This is a genomic window from Thiomicrorhabdus arctica DSM 13458 (genome assembly GCF_000381085.1).
Lineage (GTDB): Bacteria > Pseudomonadota > Gammaproteobacteria > Thiomicrospirales > Thiomicrospiraceae > Thiomicrorhabdus > Thiomicrorhabdus arctica.
On record NZ_KB905899.1, the window covers coordinates 465,109 to 481,744 of the forward strand.

Below are 16,636 nucleotides of genomic sequence, written 5' to 3' on the forward strand. Positions count from 1 at the left end.
TACCAAAATAAGCACACGGCCTTTTAAGGGAATAGATTAGGCTTATTACTATGGGTGTCCCTCTATTTAAAAAAGAATTCACCAGGCCTGGTCGGTTTATAAAATAATCAGAAATGTACTCATTTATGTCTATTTTGTGTGCATTTTAAGTCATCGTTTTGAATTTATTATGATATGTTTAATCAACTTAAATAGATGCATAAGATCCATGGGGAGAGAAAGTGCAGAGACGAAAAATTCTAAGCCTGTTTTTGTTCCTATTAGGGAGCAGTTGGTTACCTCTGGCGAATGCTCAAAATCCCCAAATTGAACTGCCTAGCTACGGTATAAACAGCCAAAATTTAGCGGTCATTGTGAAGCGGGGTGATTTACTGTCCGAACAAACGGCTGAATACTATCAACAGCAACGACATATTCCCATTGAGCATCTTTATACAGTGGATCTTCCGGACACTGACTCAATGGACTCAACTCAATTCAAAACCGTGTACAGGACGCTTCTACAGGAGATGCCAGATGATATTCAAGGCTTGTTGCTGACGTGGCAAAAACCTTACCGAGTAGAGAGTATGTCAGTGACCAGTGCCTTTAGCTTTGGATTTGATTCTAAATATACTCAGCCCTCTGGGAAAGGCTGTCAACCGACGGCGAAGAGCTCATATTTTAATAGTTTCAGCACACAGCCATGGCAAGACTTGGGCATGCGACCTAGTATGCTGTTAACGGGGCGTAATTTTGAAGACATAAAGCACTTGATTGATCGAGGCGTGGCCTCTGATGGAAAAATGCCAGTAGGCAGTGCATATTTAGTGCGGACCTCTGATCAAGCGCGTAGTACTCGCGCCAGTGCTTTTAAAGCATTGGCTGATCACTGGAACTATAACGATGAGTTACGGGTAAAATATATGGATCGTTCTCAAAAGGATGAGCCGGATTATTTGCAAGGCATAAAAGACATCATGCTGTATCAGACGGGCGGGGTTGATATTCCATTCCTTAATGATAATACCTACCTCCCTGGCGCGATCGCTGACCACTTAACGTCAGTAGGAGGTGCGGGTTTAGGCGTTGAAGGGCAAATGAAAGCGTTTCGCTGGTTGGAGGCGGGTGCAACGGGCAGTTATGGAACGGTGATTGAGCCTTGTAATTTCCCCGCTAAATTTCCAAATCCGATTTACATATTGCCTCATTATTTGGCTGGGGAAACCTTATTAGAGTCTTATTGGAAATCGGTTGAACAACCGGGAGAGGGGTTATTTGTAGGAGAGCCATTAGCGAGGCCTTTTGGCGCTCAAAAATTGCTCTATACGGACAAAACAGTGCTTATTAAAACCCGTTTGTTGAAAGCGTTAATACCCTATCAGGTATTTGTTTGGGATAAACAGGGTCAAAAATATAAGCGTATCAAAGCCAAAGTAGGGGTTGATAGAAAGACTAAAAGTGTGGTGATACAGTTTGACCGTGTACGAGATGATATCAGTGTTGACATCAGGCCTGATCATTACAAAATTGTCGATCCCACGATGGAAACAGTCTCTCATTAAGTTTATTCTTTGCGTTGCCAAGTATGACTGATTTCATTCAGAATCCAGTGTTTGAGATGCGTTTTTAAATCCATTAACTGCTTACCATCAATCACACCAACATTCAGCAGATTGGCTTTATTGAGGTTGGCACCAATGTCTTCAGTCGTCACCAAAAGCCCATGCGCGGTTACGCCTCCAAGTCGATTTTTTAAACTGTCTAGTCTTTGTAAATGTAAGTTTACATTCACGTTCGCCCCGGTTTTACATTCCACAATAAACAGTTGATTGTTGGCTATAAACAACACATCAGCTTCATCATGGGCGTTTTCACGCTGTAGCTTGACGCCAAACGCGACGTCTTTCAGCTTAGGAATTTCTGCTTTGAGTTCTAATATCGCACGATAGGTATAGTACTCTAACCAACCGCCTTCAAAAAAGGTGCGCCTCCATCCATCGTGTTCAGCTCTAGGACTGATTTCATTGTCGTTCATGTTTAAGCAGAGTATGTTTTGATTATGCAGTTTACGCAGAAAGCCCACTAATAAATCGGCGTTGATTCGTGTGTGAGAATTGATTTCATTTAAATAATAGTGCTCATTGTGTAAGATCAATTTAAACGATTTACCTCGCGCAAAGTGCGTTGAAAAAAACTGATAAGTCGTCAGTGCATGTTGTTGCAGAATGATTTTTTGAATGGCATTCACCAAACCATTGGCAAAGCTTGCTTGGCTGGGTGTTAATTTAACGGCATCCATTTGTTCTATTCCATGTGCATGCAAAAACTCTTCAAGCTGAAGGTTGTCAGCAATATTAAACTCAGCCAGACCATTGGGTTGAATCCATTTGAATTGGTCGTTCGGCAACAGGTAATAGAGCCCAACAGGGGTATTTTCAAAGGCCTTGAAGACACTGAGCGTATACATTTTACTGGCACAGCTGATATTAAAGGCGAGCTGTTCGTAGGGTATCTCTTTTACCAGATTTTTGAGGTCACTGACGATGTCGCTGATCTCAAAAGCAGGTTCTATTGGCCGCAGCTCGGCCTTGATGTTATGTGCATTGTAGATCGTTTTGAGTCGCTTGGCATTTTCAATGAGGTTGGGTGTATAGGCAATCAAAACATTCTTAACAATCAACCGTTCATCTAATATAGGTCCTAGATTCGGTGTCATTTCGCGATCGGCGAAAACAAGATGAGTGCTGTATTGATTAATCATGTCGGAGGGCTTGGTCGGCATTTTGAAGGCTTAATCCGTTTGAAACGAGGGGGTTAAAAGTAGCGACCATGACTTGGTTTCTACCAGATTGTTTCGCTCTGTAAAGAAGTGAATCGGCTGTGCGCACAGCTTCGATAATACACTTATCCGGTGTTATATGGATAGAAACACCAATGCTAACAGTGATTTTGATCGGTTGAGTTTTGTCTAAAATTTCCATATTTTCAACCGTTGACCTTATTCGCTCTGCAATCTCTTTTGTTTGGTTAACCTGAGTGTCGGGAAGAAGAATAAGAAACTCTTCTCCGCCAAGACGAAAAATATAGTCGCTGGTTTTAATTGAGTTTTGCAGTAGCCTCGCGATTCTTTGCAAAACGATGTCTCCCGTTTCATGTCCATAAGTATCGTTTACCAATTTAAAAAAGTCGATATCAATCATCAAAGCGGACAGTTGTGTGTGGTGAATCTTATTGGTGAGACTCTGTTCTTGATGGCAAATGTCGTTATAAGCTCTACGGTTGGGCAAATTCGTTAGCGCATCGGTTTTGGCAAAGAACTCAGCAATTTGCTTATCTTTTTCATTGATTTTTACCCGATTGACTAAGGCAAATGATAGTAAGATTGAATCAACGACCATGCCAATTTCTATCGCTTGATAGCCAATGCGAGTGTAAGGAACCAGTGCCATGACAGTGAGTGCTGTTATGGAGGTACCAATCAGCCCAGCAGTGGTTCCAAGTAAAAAGAAAAGTGCAGATTGATTCCCATTTAAAAGTGATAACAGCGCAATAGAAAAGACATAAATGCTAAATAAAATTGCCATAGTGATGGCGAGTATGATGTGTATATGGTATCCAAATAGAGCAGAAAAAAGCATTGTGCCTATAAATATTAAAATAAAAGCATTCATGCTTTTTTGAGCCGAAGGTAGATATTTTTTTAGGTTTAGAAAGGATTTGGCAAACAGTAATCCGGAAATTGAAAATAAAAAGATGGTTGTCGATTGTAGCCAATTTTGAATGGTGGGGTAATCACCCAAAAGAAATTGAAAGGTATAACCATGATAACTGACGTTCGCCATTAAGAAAATGGCTAAATAGAGTGCGTAAAAAGCATAGTAGCGTAACTTAATACTGACAAAAAGAATCAAATGATATAGAAGCATCGCAATAATAATACCGTACATAAATGCAGTTACACTAACGTGTAAAACTTGATCTTTGAACAGGGTTTCACGGTCGATAATCGAGATTGGTACGATAAACGGATCACGGGTCTTCACTTGAACATAAACCGTCGAAATACCGGGTTCAAAAAGATGTTCTATATTTGGGTAAGGGTGGGCCACAGCCCTTTGGCTAAAAGGATAAATGTTTCCTGTCGTGTATTGCTGTATTGTTGAATTTGGCGAAATTACTTTAATTTTAATGTCATCCAACCAAGGGGTTTCAAAGACCAGCAGTCGACTTAAGGATTGAGTTTGAGGGTTGGTGACATCAAATTTATAATAAAAGGTTGAGTTGGTAAATAAGTGTGCGCTAACATCCTGTTTCAGCGGCTTGAAGTTGTCTATTGGCAATTCGGTTATATGGGAGAATTCGACGTGGTGGTTGACATCTTCGTAGAATGAGATGGCATGACCGATTTGATGATTGGGTTGTGTAATGTCCACGGTCGGCAAAGCAGCGCATGCTGGCGATAAGAGTGTGAAAAATAGAATAAAAACACTGAATAATTTAAACATTTGATTGGTAAACAATAAGTTCATGTAGTGACGTTTTAAAATAATAGCATAAGTGATGGTCAAGCTTGGTAACTTTAAAAATCAACTGAAACCTATTTTGGAACTTATAAGGTATTTGTTACACACTTAATCAGTGGAATTTAGTAAAAATATATAGGATTATTTGGCGCTCTGCTTTAGCTAAAAAAGCTTGAACGAGAGGAGTGATTTGCCAAACAAATTGAAACAAGCTTTAAAGCAATCATGGGCGCGTGTATCATATCGTTTACTATTTTCTTTAGATTCTATGGCAGTGCTTTTAAGTTAAAGAAAAGCCCCTAAATATATCCAAATATATCCAACTAAAAGTATTAAAGGTGAGCATTAATGGCTAAAAAGTTTTATGTGGTTTGGCAAGGTAAAGTGCCGGGTATTTACACTGACTGGAATAGCTGTAAAAGTCAGGTTGATAAATTTGCGGGTGCAAAGTATAAGTCATTTCCAACCTTAGCAGAAGCTGAACAGGCTTATGTTGGCGTGCATACGCAATCCCGTTCAACATCCACGGCTTCCAAAACAACGCCGGTCAAAAAGAAAGCCCCCTCAAAAGCAGCTACTGTCAAAACCTATACGGCGGCTGAAATCGCCACCATGCCAATCGACGTTAAGATTTATACCGATGGTGGCTGCGATCCAAATCCAGGTAAAGCTGGTTCGGGGATGGCGGTGTATCGTAATGAAATGATAGCGGAACTTTGGTATGGATTGTATAACCCAATGGGCACTAATAATACAGCAGAGTTAAACGCTTTACATCAAGCTCTCATGTTGGCTCAAATTGAGAGCAATAATGATAAGTCAGTCGCCATTTTTTGTGACTCAAAGTATTCTATTCAGTGTGTGACACAGTGGGCGATTAACTGGCAGAAAAAAGGCTGGAAAAAAGCTGGCGGTGAAATCAAAAATTTAGAGTTGATTAAAGAGATGTTTGCTTTGCATCAGCTGTTAAAAGATAGGGTGCAGGTGTTGCATGTCAATGGTCACGTGGGAGTGGAGGGCAATGAATTAGCGGATAGAATGTCTATTTTGGCGATTAAAACCAAAGAGGCTAAATTCAGCTGCTACCAAGAAAAAATTAACATTGCTGAGATTCTAAAAATGACAACGGGTTAATAATGACGTTATAACTCATTTCATTTGTTTGTCATAAAGCCGTCATCTCTTTGTTATCAACATCTTTTAAACTACGTTGGTCTTTATTTAATGTGATTTAAAAGGTAAGAAAAATGAAAAAATTATTAGTCGCTTTATCCGTTGCTGGCATGATGACCGGTTGTTCTTCTGTACCAGAGAGTAACTCAACTCAAGGTGATGCAAAAGTGGTCGAAAAAACTGCTGCTGCATCAAGTTTGAATAACGAAGATTTATTTGTGGTTTATGAAGAAGGCCGAATGAATATTTTTTATGATGCTGACCTTTATAAAGATTTCCTTCAGCTTGGTGAGACGTCTTTCCGTAAAACGTTCATTGGTGCGGGTCCTAAAGGGGAAACGCTTATGTACGGTTTGACGAAGGCGGATAAGAAAAAGCTAACGGGGATTCCTTCGATCGAAATGATGGAAGGTCGTTTAGCGCCTGCTAATGATTTTTATGGCGAAATTATTGCTGATGGTCGCATTAATGTCTTCGATGATTGGAAGTTGTTCCAGATGTTTATGGCTCATGGTGAAGTTCCATTCCGTCTAACGGATATTGGCGCAGGCCCTAAGGGTGAAACCGTGGTTTATGCTTTGACTAAGGAGACTAAGAAAAAACGTCCTGAAGCATTAATTGCTAAGTTCAAAGCGTTTCGAGCGATGTAATTGTTATTATGATAAAGCTTGTTTAAAAGCTCTATCGTTATGACATAAGAAAGCCGGGTTTATCCCGGTTTTTTTATGTCGGCAATAAAGTCTATGCCGTTTAAGAGATTCACCAGGCCTGGTGGGTCATACGGTTTAATGTACAGTCTATAATCCACTGCTTGTTTAAAGCTTATTCGACACGCTGTTCAATAGATATGTTGTCTTCCACCGCTTCGCTTGGATGATTGACAATCAATTCACCTGCGCTAATGCCCTGAATAATTTGGGCTTGGAGACCGTTACGCTGTCCAATAGTGACTTTGCGACGTTTTGCATGATCACCTTCAATCACAAAAAGCGCCCAGCCATTATTGTATCTAAATAGACTGCTGGCAGGCACTTGCAGCACATCTTCTTCATGCCATAGAACAAAGCTTGCCTCAACTCGATAGCCATCTCCTAAGCGTTGCCATTGCTCGGCGGGCGAGGTGAAGTCAGAGATAATCAGCACACGTTGCTCTTCCACACCCAATGCAGAAGTTTTAGTGAAACCGACCGGTTCTATCACTCGCACTCGACCTTCTAGTGCGTGTGATCCTCCCCAACGGTTTAAAAAGACTTTCATACCCCGTTTGATTTTGACGGCATCAGCGGACAAGACATCGACCTCAATTTCTAAGGATCTTGGGTCACCGACCTCTAACAAGGCTTCACCGGTACTTACAGGACCTTCACAACTGCGTGCTACTTTGAGTATTTGACCGTTGATGGGGGAGCGTACTGAGACACGTTCTACGGGTTGATCAGCAGCCTGTGTATCTGAATACTCTACGGTCATTTTGGCTGATTCTAACTCATGGCGGGCAACTTCTACAGCGAAATCAGTTGAGCGCTTGGTGGCTGATAACCGTTGTGCTTGAGTTTGTGCTGTATCGAAAACACCTTGAGAAATCAAACCTTTTTCTAATAAGGGTTGATAGCGTTTGAGCTCCTTATTAGCGAGCTGTGCCGACACAGCAGTAGCTCGTGCTTGTTCTATTGCTACTTGTAATGCAGACTCGGCGACAAAGACCTGCGTTTGTGCTAAGGCACGACTACGTGGATCAAGTACTTGAGAAGCAAGCGGGGTAATACTTAATAATGTTTGTCCTTGCTCAACGGTATCTCCAACCTTAAGATGTTGCAGGCAGGTAATTCCATTCACCGGTGCGGCAATGGTGTAGTGATCAATAATTCGGGTGCGGCCTTCCTCTTCAATCGTTATGGTCAGAGGAGCGTGTTTCGCTGTTGCCGTCTCAACTAGAATGGGCTGAGGCCAAAATCCCCACACCAATAATGCACTTATCAGCAGACCACTAACGATTACTCCTGGATGATTTCGTAATTGCACAAACATGAATTTATTCCTTCGCTTTAAGGGCGGCAACCATATCAAGATGTGCCAAGTTACGCCAAATCATAATGGCTGAAATCAGTGAGGAAGCAATGACGACCAAGGCGGCAAAAGAATAAACCTGAGGGCTTAATACCAGTGGGATTCGGTAGAGATCAGACTCAAATTGTGATGCTAAATAGGCACACAAGCCATAACCAATTAAAAACCCTAAAGGAATTGCCACCAGCGTCAAAAGAAATTGTTCACCTAATAATATATAAGCAATTTCGCTCCGATGAAAGCCCAATACTCGGAGACTGGCTAATTCTCTATTACGTTCTGATAGCGCGATTCGCATACTATTGTAAACCACCCCAAAAGCAATGCTACCCCCAAGCAGTGTGCTGATAAAGGTAAAGAATAGTATGGATTCATTCATGGTTTCGTAAAAGCCTTTAATGGCTGAGCGTTGCTCTATCACGCCCGCGATTCTCGGCATCTCTTTCAGCTTGTTATAGACAAGAGATTGATCGCGTTCATCAACTTTTAATAAGGCGCCTGAAATAATAGAGCCTTCCTTTAATAAACGATTAAGCATTTTTTGCTGTAAATAAACATTAGCACCTAGATATTGCTTAGCGGTGCCGATAACCGGAACTTGCAGGGTGGTACGTTGACCTTCCAGAACTTCAATGGTGAGCATATCTCCCGGCTTGATGTGTAATAGCTCAGCCAGGTAATCCGTTAAAATGACACCTTTTTCCGGCAGATCAATTTCCTTAAGATCCGTGTTGAGTAATCGCATGAGCTGGCTGCTTTGGGGTATGCCATTGACTGATGTTCGATAAGAACGATGTTCAAAGCTTAATTTAGCTGACACATTACGAAAACCTTCAACATACTCTACACCCTGTAAATTGCGCAATGAATAGAGTGATTTTTGAGAAGTGGGTTCCGCATAGAGTGCAATGATATCCTCACGTTGGCTCATATTGTATTGCACATCAATCATCTGGTTTATGGCACCTTCCTGAAATCCGCCCACCATCATAATGCCACATGCCATACTAATGCCCAATGTTGTCAGTAGGGATTTAAAGGGACGGCGTTCTATGTTGCGTAAAATCATTCGAGAAGGTTGTGAGAAAAAACGTTGAAGACCGAGTCGCTCAATCACTGTCGTATGATAAATGGTCGGTTGTTCGGCACGCATGCCTTGTGCGGGTGCGAGTTTAGCGGCTTTGTAGACAGCAAACAGAGTGCCTAATATAGCGACTAAAACACTAATGAACGCTGCAAAAAAAATGACCTGTGGTTTGAGTGTGTAAATCATGTAAGGCAAACTATAAAAATGCATATAGATATTACTCATGCCAATACCCATCCAAGTACCCGCTCCGATGCCAATGATTATACCTATCGACACAATCATTAAAACGAGCTTAATATAATGTAAACCTATGGACAAGTTGCTGTAACCAAAGGCCTTCAAGGTTGCGATCTGTTCGCGTTCCAGGCTAATAAGACGGCTAATGACTACATTTAATAAGAAGGCTGCAACACTGAAAAAGATGATGGGGAATACGGTTGCAATGGTGTTTTGTTGCTTGAGTTCTTCTGTTAAAAAACGGTTTGAAAGTTGGTCTTTACGTGCGATGGCACCAATGCTGCCATAAGGTCTGAGTATGTCATCCAACCGGTCAATCACATCTTCTGAGTGTGCGCCTTTGCTGAGGGTGAGAGAGATATTATTAAAGGCGCCTTTCATATCATAGGCACTTGCAAGAGGGGTGCGTGCCATCCAGAGAACCCCGTAGCGTTGGTAGTCTGGGAACATGGCGCCAGGTGCGATTTGATAAATGTACTCAGGAGAGAGTGCTGTGCCGACTACGGTTAATGCCTTACGTCGACCATTGATGGTGGCGAATATCTTATCGCCTGCTTTTAACTCGTGTGCCTTGACAAACTCGTCACTCAGTAGAACCTCATTATCCCTACCGGGTTCAAATAAGCGGCCACTGCGCAGATGGACTTGATTGAGCAGGCCACGACTGTTGTTATCAGGTAAGGAGATTAAATGTCCACTAATAGGGTCGTTAAAGTCGGCCACGTCTAAATTGATATAAGCAAGTACTCGAGTTTCAACTTTGTCAACGCCTGGAATTTTCTCAATGCGGGGCACTAGTGATAAGGGTGCGCGTTTGAGTGTAGCGAAGACATCAGCGAAATGATTGTCTCGGTAGTAATTATCTCGAGTTTTGGTGAGTGAGTCGAGCGTGCTCAGTGACATAATAAAAATAGCGACACCACTGACAATCACCATCGCAATAGCCAAAGCTTGCAAACGCATTGCCCAAAGTTCTCGCCATAATTTTTTGTCGAGCGCATTCATAATGGTTTACCAGCTTAACTGATTAGGTTGAACGCGTTGGGCGTTCACGTGAATATCACTAATCAAACCGTCTGTTAAATGAATGACTCTATTTGCCATTTGCGCAATCCCTGCATTATGAGTGATGACGGCAGTAGTTGTGCCCAAGCTTTCATTCACTCGTTGCAACGCTTCAAGCACCATAATTCCTGTTTGAGAGTCCAAAGCGCCAGTGGGTTCATCGCATAATAATACGTCTGGGTTTTTGGCGATGGCGCGGGCAATCGCAACGCGTTGTTGTTCGCCACCTGAAAGTTGGGCAGGGAAGTGGTCCATGCGATTTCCTAACCCTACTAAAACCAAAGCATCTTCAGGTGTCATGGGTGCTTTAGATATTTCGGTCACCACTGCGACATTTTCTCGTGCGGTTAAACTTGGGATAAGATTGTAAAATTGAAAGACAAAACCCACGTGATAACGACGGTATTCAGTTAAAGCATGTTCGTCAGCGAGCGTTAAGTCTTGCTTGCCATAGAGGACTTGACCTGTGGTTGGAGTATCTAAGCCGCCCAGAATATTTAATAAGGTTGATTTTCCACTGCCTGAAGCCCCTAGTAGAACTGTGAACTCGCCACGATAAAGGTTTAAATCAACCCCACGTAGAGCATGCACCTCCACTTCACCCATCTGGTAGGTTTTGGTGACTCCCTTGACATGAAATACCACTTCGCCATTCAATTTTTGAGCTATTTTCACTGCGCCTCAGCCATCTTATTAAGCTTCTCCAATAAAAGTATACCAGAGCATTAAGTGTGGGACTTTACCTAATGCATTAAGCATAATCATTAGGAGTAAACGTAAAGTTACGGAACTATGTAGAGAAGAAGGTGTTATGTATATTATATGTAACATTTAAGCTTTATTCTGAATAAGGGTGGTTGTTTATGTGAGGAGAATTACTTATAATTAATCTGGTTAACTAAATTAATGGTTAGCAAAATCTCACTATTTATGCATTTTGTACCTGAGCACAGTAAATAGTATTTTTACAGGGCAAAATAATAGTATTTACTTAAATAAGTTTAGACGCACTCTTAACTTAGAATGGATTGTTGGAGAATCAGAATGAAACATTTAATGCATACTAGCCTGATGACCGCGTTAGTTGGTTTTTCGAGTCTTGCTCTAGCGGCTCCGGCTCCAGTGTTGACGGAAATTGTCAGTCAGAAGACAGATATCACGGTTGCAGGTCAAAGCTATGCGACTACCTTTAATCCAACAAGTTTTTCATTGAGTGATTTTACAGGGTTAGAAGTGTCCTTTGACATACAGGGTGATTATAATTATTATCAAAATGAAAGTTTGAATTTTAAGCTTGATGGCGGTCTGTATGAGTTCACACTGGATCTAAATTCAGCTCAAACGGTTCAGGCAATCAATACGACCTTGATTGGACCTGGGAATTACTATCACTTAACGGGAACGTACAATATTACTGGCAGTGAATGGGATGCTATTGCAGCAGATAATCAACTCAACATTGCTTGGTTTAATGCACCTAATGTCGGGAATATTGAGACTGAGGAAGGTAATAATCCATACTTTAACTCTCAAGGTGATTTCGTTTCTTACTCCATTGCCGGGATTGCCACGGCAGTACCAGAACCTTCTACATATGCCCTTATGTTAACTGGATTAGGATTGGTCGGCTTTATGGCAAGCCGCCGAAGAAAATTTAAATTTAAGCTCTAAAACCTCACTGAAAAAGCCTTTCTTGGTACGCAAGGAGGGCTTTTTGGGTTTAACACTGACGTCGTATTTATTTATCAAATTACGTTGGCTTCTCTCTCGAAAATTTATTGCTTTTCCTACTGAAGGTTTATAACCTTTAACCGATATAAATATATATTTAGGGGGGCTAGGCATGATAGGTTTTAGCGCAGAATCTGAAAAGAAAGAGTGAGTATGATGACGCTTAATTAAACTAAATATGCTTTTAACCTGCTGTGTGAATAATGGACCAAGCGTCCATCTTGACATGACTCTGATCGCTTTTAATCTAGCCAATCGTAGAGAATATAAATTATTCAGGCAGGACTTTAGAGCCGATGACTATTTTAGTTTGGCTGGTAAATTAGACTGGAGTGTTTATGTTTGGAAGATGTGAAGAAAATAGCGGCCTAGTTTTAGAATCATAGTGGTCACGGTTACTCAAAAAAACATCGATATTCTCTGTTTAATTTTTGTGGTTTGAGAGATGTGTATTCTTAATCACTATAATAATCAGTCAGTTGACCATCAATCACAATCTGCCAAGAGTCATTGATTCCATTTAAAGCTTGAGTGTGTACATCCACGTAAATAGTGCTGATATCTCCGCCTGTATCACTGCCATTTGAATCAACCGTTATGATGGTTTTGTCTTCACCTTGAACACTGGTTTCTTCAAAGTTTAAATACTGACCTAAATCATTACCTGTAACAGTGCCTTCTATAAGGTCTGATAAAATAAGAAAGTCATCATCGAATGCATAATGCGTGATGCACGTGGTGCCGCCGAGGATCAACGTTAGGTCAATGATTTCGATTTCACTTTCACTGGTCGGATAAAGTACACCAAAGAAATCCGCAGAATCCGTGCCGACAATTTCTTTATCACATAAGGGTTCAATCGGGGGTTGAGTTGGAGGTTCAATAGGGGGTTGAATAGGAGGTTCAGTGGGAGGTTGAATAGGAGGTTCAATGATGGCGTCTGGCTCTACAGAAGTCGGATTTTGAGTTTCTGCTAAACCAACTGGAGTCGTTGCGGTCTCAAAACCGCTCGTGACGTCACCCTCTAGTCCCAAGCGATCTACTATGTTTAATGGACCTGCGTTGGCACTTGAATTGGGTGTTGCTTCACCTCCGGCGGCTGTTGCTTCAAGGTCTTCAAAGTTACCTTGCAAAACGGCAAGTTGTAATGCTTTAACATCAATGGCACCTTCGGTCGCTGAATCAGTCATAGCAGCTGTGCCAGTGACATCTTCATTGAGTGTCATTTTCATGTCACGACCCAATGCCAGCAAATCACCGTTAGTCAGATTAATTGTGATGTTACCGTCAGGTGAGGTCATGATGACATCATCAGCAAATACTTTATCGCCTAGTTTTAAAGTCGTTACAACACCTGTGATTGGATTTTTAACTTGAACCATTCCTGTGATGGTAGCGACTTTTCCAGCAAGAGTAGCCATTCCATTTCTCCATTGACTAAAAAGTTATTTGTTTAATGACTTACATTATACGTATTTTTACAGTCATAAGGTTGGGTTTAAAAAAATTTTTATCAAAAATAGTGAAGTCTACTTTTTACCTCAGTGGGAAAGGTTTTTGGTGTCCAGTTGCTTAAAGGGTGTGGAGAGTTGATATTGTATTTAAAACAACCGTCGCGAGGATTTCTCAACGATCTTGACGGTCGTTGGATAAGGCTTTTTGTGAAAGAATAGACGTTATCTTAATTCTCTAGAATAGAGTGTGATCTGTTATTTGTTTATTTCTCATGTCTTTGATTAAACACGGTTTTTATTAAAAAACAATGAATTTCAGCCGCGCATTTTATCTAAACCTATCTCTTTTTATTGAAAAGCGTACAATGAAATTTAGATATTAAATTATCTTTAACACTATTTTTTGGGTTATCAAGTCATTGATAATAAGTTAAATAAACGATTATTATGGAGAGCAGATTATGAAATCAGTATGGATTCTTGTGGCAGATAGTAGTCAGGCACGTATTTTTAGTGCACAAAATTCACAGGCAGATTTGATAGAAATTGAGACATTAATACACCCAGAAGGGCGCTTGCACGATCAAGATCTGGAAAGTGATTCACCGGGCAAAATCAGTGGACCCCAAGGAGCAGGTGGACATGCTTATAGCGATGAAAACTCCCCTAAAGAGCAAGAAGAGATTAATTTTGCCCTCCGCGTTGCGCATCATCTGTCCGATGAATTAAATCAAAATAAATTTGACCGACTTTACATGGTCGCTGCCCCGTCTTTTTTGGGAGATTTACGCAATGCCCTTTCGAGTCGAGTCGAAAAGCATGTTGCTTTCAGTTTAGGTAAAAATATCGTGATGTTATCCCCGGAAGAGATTAGGACCCATTTGCCGCTGTCACTCGCTTCCTAACAAGCGTACTGTGTGATTAGACACAAAAAAACCGCGAGTGAGTCAGCGGTTTTTTGGGTTTCTAAAGTGTTTATTTAAGCTGGCTTTAAAAAATCTAAGCTTTCTTTAGAAAGGCTGAAATGAGTACGATTTGTGTTCCATTAACTTTGCCTTCAATATGCAAAGGATTGTCAGTTAGGTGAATGCCTCTGACCACCGTGCCACGTTTTGCAGTAAAGTTAGCACCTTTAACGACTAAATCTTTAATCAGTGTGACATTATCACCTTCTTGAAGAGTCGTACCATTACTGTCTTTAGTTGGTTCGTTGTCATGATCCGACTCTGCAACTAAGCCCGCGTCCGCCCAAGTTTTAGCTTCATCATCTAGATACATCATATCTAATAAGTCTTGGGGCCACCCTTCACTACGTAAGCTGTGCAACAAACGGTACGACATAACTTGTACGGCAGGAACGATAGACCACATACTGTCATTCAAACAACGCCAGTGGTTTGAATCCATCTTTGCTGAGTCTTCAATTTGGCTTTTGCAAGTGATACAGACTAGAATTGCTTGTTCAGCTGAACCATCAGAAGGTGTTACTTCCATTACGCTCAAGTCGTCTTTTGCGCCACAAAGCTCGCACTTGCTACCACTACGGGTTTGTAAAGTTTCTTCAATGCTCATAATTGTTTACTCATTTTATGCAGGTTATTGGTCGATACTGGAAACCTTTAGTACGTTAGAATCAACCTTTAAATTTTGTGTGCATATTATGCCTTCTTTACAGACAAAAATCAGCATAAGTTCGGTTCTTGTTGGGCTTTTTATGGATGGGTTATGCACTTAATACATAAATCTAAAAGCATTTTTAAATGGAACGGGCTTGGTTAATAGATTTAGACAGAGTTATGCTGGTTTTTGGCTTTTGTTTTGTCCATTCAACGGTTAGAATTTGGATAAGAAAGTTAATAGTTTTGGATGCATTAAAGAGTGCTTGGATAATGGTTGTTTAAAATTGAATAGTACATACGATTTATCAATAGATTATTTTGCTGTCCTTGGTGTGCATTATGGTGCCTGTGAGAAGACGGTCAAGATGATGTATCGTAAAATGGCGCGACGTTATCATCCTGATGTATCAACCATTCACGATGCTCAGAAAAAATTTCAAGATATTTCTGCCGCGTATGAAATTTTAAAAAAACATCGTGATGCGTATTGTCTCGATCATGAACGTCATAAAAAGAGTGTTTCAACTCATCGAAGTCAAGCAAAATCGCAAGCCGGTTCCAGGGCGAACAAAGCTAGTTATACCGAACCACCCGCGAGCTCAAGTCCTCACTCAGAGGGTAGACAGAAGTCTGAAGATTACTCTGGGCAAACTTACCGAGCACAAAAACCAATAAATGGTAAAGACCGAGTTATTGTTTACCCTTTGACGTTGCGGTATGCGATTCGTTTACTAAAATTAGGTACTTTTTATATTCCCGGCTTAAAAGTCAAAATGAAATTCACCCGTGAAGCGTTTGATGGCAAAACCTTTCGTTTAGAGGGAAAAGGGTATAGCGGTGTATTTGGCGGTAAAAAGGGTGATTTTCTAGTACGCTTTAATATTAAGCTTGATAGTGTTCGATTTCATTTAAAAGCAGGTGATATTTATGGCGAATTTTCAGTGCCTACAGGTCTTTTACAAGAGGGTAAGAAAGTAGAGCTTGAGTCACCAAGTGGTCGGTTGAATTTGACGGTACCGATCTCTTACTCCCCCAACGATTATATTAAAGTACCGGCCATGGGCTTGCCTGCAGATGCGATGATCGCCGCCGGTGATTTCTATGCCCGTTTGGTGACGGCGTAATTGGTTGTCTAAATGATGGTTTTTCTAATGTTGGCCACTTTGACTTAATAGGTATAACGGGTACCGTCAGAGAGTACGCTGCTTGAAAAATCTCTGCTAGCCTATATAAATAGAGAGATGATATTTAACACGATGTCTTTATTGTGGAGTCACCCATCGAAGCTTCTTTTAGGGTCTGTTTTAGAAAGAGCTCTACAGCAAAATAAATTTAACATAAATAAATATATAATTATTAAAATAGAAAGGTTTTGAATGCCCCATTCACATGAACATGACGACGGTAATTTACTGTTAGAAACGGCTAAACCCAAAGTGGAACTTCCAAAACGCTATCAAGTCGTTTTATTAAATGATGATTACACTCCTATGGATTTTGTAGTGGATGTCTTACAGCGGTTTTTTGGTTTAGATGAACAGAAAGCAGGCATGATTATGTTGGCTGTTCACCGCGATGGTAAAGGTGTTTGTGGAGTCTTTAGTCGCGAAATAGCTGAGATGAAAGTACAACAAGTAAATAGTTATTCTCGTGAAAGTAAACATCCATTGATGTGTCAGTTGGAGGTCGCTTAAT

At 40.9% G+C, this 16,636-nt stretch carries 14 protein-coding genes; 7 read left to right on the forward strand and 7 right to left on the reverse strand.

The window, feature by feature from the left end; genetic code table 11:
• Nucleotides 1-221 precede the first annotated feature (221 nt).
• On the forward strand, nucleotides 222-1,544 hold the full coding sequence (locus F612_RS12000; RefSeq protein ID WP_019556095.1) for a TIGR03790 family protein: 1,323 nt from the start codon (nucleotides 222-224) through the stop codon (nucleotides 1,542-1,544).
• Between the two features lie 2 nt (nucleotides 1,545-1,546).
• Here F612_RS12000 and F612_RS0102125 read toward each other — a convergent pair whose 3' ends face one another.
• Nucleotides 1,547-2,764: a Card1-like endonuclease domain-containing protein gene (locus tag F612_RS0102125; RefSeq protein WP_083917266.1), complete on the reverse strand. Its 1,218-nt coding sequence runs from the start codon at nucleotides 2,762-2,764 to the stop codon at nucleotides 1,547-1,549.
• Complete coding sequence (locus F612_RS0102130) at nucleotides 2,736-4,511, reverse strand: sensor domain-containing diguanylate cyclase (RefSeq protein WP_157760444.1); 1,776 nt, start codon at nucleotides 4,509-4,511, stop codon at nucleotides 2,736-2,738. The genes F612_RS0102125 and F612_RS0102130 overlap by 29 nt, the downstream gene beginning before the upstream one ends.
• Before the next feature lie 342 nt (nucleotides 4,512-4,853).
• Here F612_RS0102130 and F612_RS0102135 point away from each other — a divergent pair, with 342 nt between their 5' ends.
• The gene (locus tag F612_RS0102135) at nucleotides 4,854-5,639 is read left to right on the forward strand and encodes a ribonuclease H family protein (protein WP_019556098.1); all 786 of its coding nucleotides are present in this window, start codon (nucleotides 4,854-4,856) and stop codon (nucleotides 5,637-5,639) included.
• 113 nt (nucleotides 5,640-5,752) lie between these two features.
• Nucleotides 5,753-6,328 (forward strand): putative periplasmic lipoprotein, encoded by a 576-nt coding sequence (locus F612_RS0102140; protein ID WP_019556099.1) that lies wholly within the window; start codon nucleotides 5,753-5,755, stop codon nucleotides 6,326-6,328.
• Nucleotides 6,329-6,500: 172 nt separating this feature from the next.
• Here the strand turns inward: F612_RS0102140 and F612_RS0102145 are convergent, their stop codons facing one another.
• The 3 genes from F612_RS0102145 to F612_RS0102155 are packed head-to-tail and all read right to left on the reverse strand — an operon-like array spanning nucleotide 6,501 to nucleotide 10,812.
• A complete protein-coding gene (locus F612_RS0102145; protein ID WP_019556100.1) occupies nucleotides 6,501-7,706 on the reverse strand; it encodes an efflux RND transporter periplasmic adaptor subunit in 1,206 nt (401 codons plus the stop codon).
• Nucleotides 7,707-7,710: 4 nt separating this feature from the next.
• Nucleotides 7,711-10,077: an ABC transporter permease gene (locus tag F612_RS0102150; RefSeq protein ID WP_019556101.1), complete on the reverse strand. Its 2,367-nt coding sequence runs from the start codon at nucleotides 10,075-10,077 to the stop codon at nucleotides 7,711-7,713.
• A gap of 6 nt (nucleotides 10,078-10,083) precedes the next feature.
• A complete protein-coding gene (locus F612_RS0102155; RefSeq protein ID WP_019556102.1) occupies nucleotides 10,084-10,812 on the reverse strand; it encodes an ABC transporter ATP-binding protein in 729 nt (242 codons plus the stop codon).
• Between the two features lie 369 nt (nucleotides 10,813-11,181).
• Here F612_RS0102155 and F612_RS13320 point away from each other — a divergent pair, with 369 nt between their 5' ends.
• On the forward strand, nucleotides 11,182-11,808 hold the full coding sequence (locus F612_RS13320) for a PEP-CTERM sorting domain-containing protein (protein ID WP_019556103.1): 627 nt from the start codon (nucleotides 11,182-11,184) through the stop codon (nucleotides 11,806-11,808).
• Between the two features lie 515 nt (nucleotides 11,809-12,323).
• Here F612_RS13320 and F612_RS0102170 read toward each other — a convergent pair.
• On the reverse strand, nucleotides 12,324-13,289 hold the full coding sequence (locus tag F612_RS0102170; RefSeq protein ID WP_019556105.1) for a retention module-containing protein: 966 nt from the start codon (nucleotides 13,287-13,289) through the stop codon (nucleotides 12,324-12,326).
• A 494-nt stretch (nucleotides 13,290-13,783) separates the two neighbouring features.
• On the opposite strand from F612_RS0102170, the gene F612_RS0102175 reads away from it, so the two are divergent.
• The gene (locus F612_RS0102175; protein ID WP_019556106.1) at nucleotides 13,784-14,227 is read left to right on the forward strand and encodes a host attachment protein; all 444 of its coding nucleotides are present in this window, start codon (nucleotides 13,784-13,786) and stop codon (nucleotides 14,225-14,227) included.
• Between the two features lie 94 nt (nucleotides 14,228-14,321).
• On the opposite strand, the gene F612_RS0102180 is transcribed toward F612_RS0102175, so the two are convergent.
• Nucleotides 14,322-14,894 (reverse strand): PhnA domain-containing protein, encoded by a 573-nt coding sequence (locus F612_RS0102180; protein WP_019556107.1) that lies wholly within the window; start codon nucleotides 14,892-14,894, stop codon nucleotides 14,322-14,324.
• Nucleotides 14,895-15,225: 331 nt separating this feature from the next.
• Between F612_RS0102180 and F612_RS0102185 the strand changes: the two genes are divergently transcribed.
• Together F612_RS0102185 and clpS are read left to right on the forward strand one after the other, a co-directional pair.
• Nucleotides 15,226-16,065 (forward strand): DnaJ domain-containing protein, encoded by an 840-nt coding sequence (locus tag F612_RS0102185; RefSeq protein WP_245539508.1) that lies wholly within the window; start codon nucleotides 15,226-15,228, stop codon nucleotides 16,063-16,065.
• Between the two features lie 252 nt (nucleotides 16,066-16,317).
• A complete protein-coding gene (gene clpS / locus F612_RS0102190) occupies nucleotides 16,318-16,635 on the forward strand; it encodes an ATP-dependent Clp protease adapter ClpS (RefSeq protein WP_019556109.1) in 318 nt (105 codons plus the stop codon).
• The last annotated feature ends 1 nt before the right edge of the window (nucleotide 16,636 follow it).

What these genes read in the sequence shown, in the direction of transcription:
- F612_RS0102125 (WP_083917266.1), bottom strand. Translation starts at nt 2,764, where the DNA reads ATGCCGACCAAGCCCTCCGACATGATTAATCAATACAGCACTCATCTT.
- F612_RS0102130 (WP_157760444.1), bottom strand. Translation starts at nt 4,511, where the DNA reads ATGAACTTATTGTTTACCAATCAAATGTTTAAATTATTCAGTGTTTTT.
- F612_RS0102135 (WP_019556098.1), top strand. Translation starts at nt 4,854, where the DNA reads ATGGCTAAAAAGTTTTATGTGGTTTGGCAAGGTAAAGTGCCGGGTATT.
- F612_RS0102140 (WP_019556099.1), top strand. Translation starts at nt 5,753, where the DNA reads ATGAAAAAATTATTAGTCGCTTTATCCGTTGCTGGCATGATGACCGGT.
- F612_RS0102145 (WP_019556100.1), bottom strand. Translation starts at nt 7,706, where the DNA reads ATGTTTGTGCAATTACGAAATCATCCAGGAGTAATCGTTAGTGGTCTG.
- F612_RS0102150 (WP_019556101.1), bottom strand. Translation starts at nt 10,077, where the DNA reads ATGAATGCGCTCGACAAAAAATTATGGCGAGAACTTTGGGCAATGCGT.
- F612_RS13320 (WP_019556103.1), top strand. Translation starts at nt 11,182, where the DNA reads ATGAAACATTTAATGCATACTAGCCTGATGACCGCGTTAGTTGGTTTT.
- F612_RS0102170 (WP_019556105.1), bottom strand. Translation starts at nt 13,289, where the DNA reads ATGGCTACTCTTGCTGGAAAAGTCGCTACCATCACAGGAATGGTTCAA.
- F612_RS0102175 (WP_019556106.1), top strand. Translation starts at nt 13,784, where the DNA reads ATGAAATCAGTATGGATTCTTGTGGCAGATAGTAGTCAGGCACGTATT.
- F612_RS0102180 (WP_019556107.1), bottom strand. Translation starts at nt 14,894, where the DNA reads ATGAGCATTGAAGAAACTTTACAAACCCGTAGTGGTAGCAAGTGCGAG.
- clpS (WP_019556109.1), top strand. Translation starts at nt 16,318, where the DNA reads ATGCCCCATTCACATGAACATGACGACGGTAATTTACTGTTAGAAACG.